Consider the following 786-nt stretch of genomic DNA (forward strand, 5'->3'; position numbering starts at 1 on the left):
CGGATGTCCGTGGTGCTGAACCGCAACGGCATCGTGGGCGGCGCCCGTGCCGAGCACGTCCTGGTCACCAAGGGCGCGGTCGAGGAAGTCCTGTCCCTGTGCACCCACATGACGGACCGCGGCGAGCGGGTCGAGCTGACCGAGGCGCTGCGTGGCCGCGTCACCCGGATCGCCGAGGACAACAACCGTCGGGGCCTGGGCGTCCTGGCCGTCGCCACCCGTACGTTCGTCGGCCCGCGCGACACCTACACGGTCGCCGACGAGCACGGGCTGACCCTGGTCGGCTTCCTCGCCTTCCTCGACCCGCCGAAGGCCTCCGCCGCCGCGGCCCTGCAGGGCATGGCCGACAAGGGCATCGCGGTCAAGGTCGTCACCGGGGACAACGAACCGGTCGCCGCCCGGGTCTGCGCCGAGGTCGGCATCGAGGTGGGACACGTCGTCTCCGGCGCCGAGGTCGACGCCCTCGACGACGCGGCGCAGCTCGCCCCAGCGCAGCGTGCGCTCCGACAGCGCGACGAGCACGAGCACGCCCCACTTCGACGTCACGTGGTCGAGCACGACGCAGCTCGGGCACGCGGCGGGCAGCTGGCCCGCGGCGAGCATCTGCTGCAACGTGGAGGCCGTCGCGGGTGTGGTGGCCGTCACGTCGTCGACCACCGACATCGCTGCTGCCTGCATGCTCACCTCCGGGTAGGTACCCGACGAGAAGGTGGGTACCGGATCGTGGGAAAGTCTAGGTGCACACCGCCGTTGACCCGGACGAGCAACGCAGCACGCGGTCGTCCG

1 pseudogene is annotated in these 786 nt (G+C 71.8%); it reads right to left on the reverse strand.

Annotation, left to right across the window (positions count from 1 at the left end):
* Positions 1-456: 456 nt before the first annotated feature.
* Positions 457-603, reverse strand: a pseudogene (locus G3I71_RS53055) (winged helix-turn-helix transcriptional regulator); the annotation flags it as partial.
* Between the last annotated feature and the right edge of the window lie 183 nt (positions 604-786).

The sequence above is a fragment of the Streptomyces sp. SID12501 genome (assembly GCF_010550245.1).
Lineage (GTDB): Bacteria > Actinomycetota > Actinomycetes > Streptomycetales > Streptomycetaceae > Streptomyces.